Below are 2693 nucleotides of genomic sequence, written 5' to 3'. Positions count from 1 at the left end.
GGCTCAGCGCGTCGTAGTCGATGACCTGGCCGCCGGCGAGCGTCACGCGGCGCGCGGCGGCATCGAGCGAATCGACCTCGCCTTCGACCAGCGTCACGTGGGCCTGCTGCGCGAGCGGCAGCAGCGGCGTGACGCTGTCGTCGAGGCTGCGGCGGCCTGCTACCCAGCCGGGCAGCGCCGCGCCCGCCATCGGGCGCTGCGAGGGCGCCACCAGCGTGACCTGCGCCGCGGGCAGCGCCTGCGCCGCGAACTCGCGCAGCACCTGGAGGTGGRCGGGCCCGGCGCCCAGCAGAACGAGATGCTTCATCGAGGGCAAGGGGTAGGCGGGTGCAACCCCGCATTGTGCCCCGGCCCTTGCCCGGGGGCGTCAGCGCGGCGCCAACCCGGGACGAATGCCCCATCGGGTCGAGATCAGCCGGTCGAGCGACAGCGCGCCCGGCCCCCACAGCGCCAGCCCGATCAGCAGGCTGCCCCAGAACTGGTGCTGCTGCAGCGCGGCCGGTGCGATCTCGGCCAGGCTCAGCACCGCGACGATGTTCATCACCGACAGCCCGAGCGCCGCGAAGCGCCCGGCCAGGCCCAGCGCCAGCAGCACCGGCAGCACCAGCTCGCCGCCGGTGCCCATCACCGCGGCCAACCCGGGCGGCAGCAGCGGCACGTGGTATTCGTCGTTGAACAGCGCGAGCGTGGTGTCCCAGTCGCGGATCTTCGTCAGGCCGGACAGGAAGAAGGCCTGCGCGACGTACAGCCGCGCCGCCAGCTGCGCGACCGGCTGCAGGGTTTCCAGCAGCGCGACGAAGCGGCTCCACAGGGTCAGCAAGGGGGTGAGGCTCATGGGGATCTCTTTCGATTCGATGGGCCTTGGTCGGCGGGCAACGTGCTTTCTTTCGCAGCCCGGATGCCAGGTCAGCAGCGACGGGCGCCGGCCAACCAGCCGTGCTGCAAGGCCTGCAACAGCCAGGGTTCGAAAGAGAAGGTTTCCTCGCCTGCGCGGTCCAGTGCCTCCGACAGCGGTCGGCCCTCCAGCAAGGCCTGCGTCCAGCGCGCCTCGGGCCCGCCGATCGCCTGCACCCGCGGGCGCCAACCGTCGCGCCACACCAGCGCGTGCTCACCCCGGCCGGAATCGAGCGCCCCGCGGGCGGCCTCGAGGCGGGCGGCTGCATCGTCGCCGGGGCGGTGCGCCAGCCACAGGCTCGCCGCCGGCCAGGCACTGGAGAGCAGGCCGACCGACGGCATCAGCGCGAGCGTYAGTCCGGCCGGATCGGTCTCGGCCAGCAAGGCGAGGCTCGCGGTGTCGCATTCGGTGTCGGCCGCCCGCTCGCAGCGGGCCACCAGCGCATCGAGCCGCGCGCTGTCGGCCACGTAAGGCACGTCGGCCAGTTGATCGCTCTCGGCGATGAAACCGGGCAAGGCATCGCCGAACTCGGCGAGATCACCGCGCTGCGGCGGGTGCGCCTGCCAGAACGCGCGGGCCAGCGCCGCGAACGACTCCTCGCCCAGCAGCGCCTGCACGGTCGGGTAGCGTGCCGCCAACGCGCGCTCGGCCGAGGCACCGCCGTTCGCCTGGTAGGCCTGCCAGCCGCGCAGCAGCCGGGCGCCTTGCTCGCCCACCGCAGCGGCCAGCGATGCGCCTTCATCGCGCGCCCACAGGCTGCGCAGCAGCGCCTGCTGGCGTTCGAGCTCGTTCATCGTTGGCCTGCCCCGGCGATCACCCGTTCGGCGTGCGCCGCTTCTTCGAGCAGCACGGCCAGCGGCGGCAGTTCGGTGTCCCATTCGACCAGCGTCGGCCGCGGCCCCAGCCGGTCGATCGCATGGGCGAACACACGCCACACCGGCTCATGCACGCGGCTGCCATGGTCGTCGATCACGATGTCGGGCAGTTCGAGGTAGCCGGCCAGGTGGATCTCGCCGACGCTGGCCGCATCGATCGCGTCGATCCAGTCGCAGGCCCCGCGCACCGCATCAGCGTCGTCGCGTGCACGGTTCAGCCCGTTCACGACCAGGTTGTTCACATCGAGCAGCAACCCGCAGCCGGTGCGGCGCGTCAGCTGGTTGAAGAACTCGGGCTCGCTCATCTCCCGGTCCTGCCAGGCAAGGTAGGCCGACAGGTTCTCGACCAGGATGGGCCGGCGCAGGCGCTCCTGCACCTGCGTCACGTTGCTTGCCATCACGTCGAGCGCCTCGCGCGTGAAGGCGAGCGGCAGCAGGTCGTTGGCGTGCAGCAGTCCGGCGCCCGCCGGGCCGCCCGGTGCGCGGGCGAAGCTGGCATGGTCGGAGACGCGCACCGGCTCGATGCGCTCGGCCAGCCGCGCCAGCCGGTCGAGGTGCCACGGATCGAGCCCGCAGGCCGATCCCAGCGACAGCCCGACGCCGTGCAGGCTCACGTCCCAGCGCGAGCGCGCCTCGTGCAGCACCGCGATCGCGGCGCCGCCGTCAGCGAAGAAATTCTCGGAATGCACCTCGACGAAGCCGAGCGGCCGGCCCTCCCACGGGCGGTCCAGCAGCTCGGCATAGTGAGGCTGGCGCAAGCCGATGCCGACCGGGCGGTCGAGCGACGGCAGCGCGGCGGCACTCACCGCCGGCTCACTGCTTCTTGGCTTCTTCGGCGGTCTTGCCGCCCAGGCTCTTGCAGGTGCCCTTGGCGACGTACTTCCACTCGTCGGCGCCGTTGTCGACCTTGGACTGGCCAGCAC

General features: G+C 72.3%; 4 protein-coding genes and 1 pseudogene. All 5 read right to left on the bottom strand.

Features of this window, described 5'->3' with window-relative positions; genetic code table 11:
• Positions 1–307 (bottom strand): annotated as a pseudogene (locus AC1D12_RS30395) (FAD-dependent oxidoreductase); the annotation flags it as partial.
• Between the two features lie 60 nt (positions 308–367).
• Positions 368–835, bottom strand: coding sequence for a DoxX family protein (locus tag AC1D12_RS30390; RefSeq protein WP_477827878.1), 468 nt, complete (start codon positions 833–835; stop codon positions 368–370).
• Positions 836–906: 71 nt separating this feature from the next.
• Positions 907–1689, bottom strand: coding sequence for an HvfC/BufC family peptide modification chaperone (locus tag AC1D12_RS30385; RefSeq protein WP_477827877.1), 783 nt, complete (start codon positions 1687–1689; stop codon positions 907–909).
• Positions 1686–2576: an MbnB/TglH/ChrH family RiPP precursor modification enzyme gene (locus tag AC1D12_RS30380; protein WP_477844958.1), complete on the bottom strand. Its 891-nt coding sequence runs from the start codon at positions 2574–2576 to the stop codon at positions 1686–1688. Before AC1D12_RS30380 ends, AC1D12_RS30385 begins: the two co-directional genes overlap by 4 nt.
• A 7-nt stretch (positions 2577–2583) precedes the next feature.
• The coding region (gene bufA1, locus AC1D12_RS30375; RefSeq protein WP_477844959.1) for a BufA1 family periplasmic bufferin-type metallophore at positions 2584–2693 on the bottom strand (110 nt) is incomplete at its 5' end.

The organism is Rhizobacter sp. P1_G5 (genome assembly GCF_056405435.1).
This window is presented reverse-complemented; position numbering and strand designations above follow the sequence as displayed.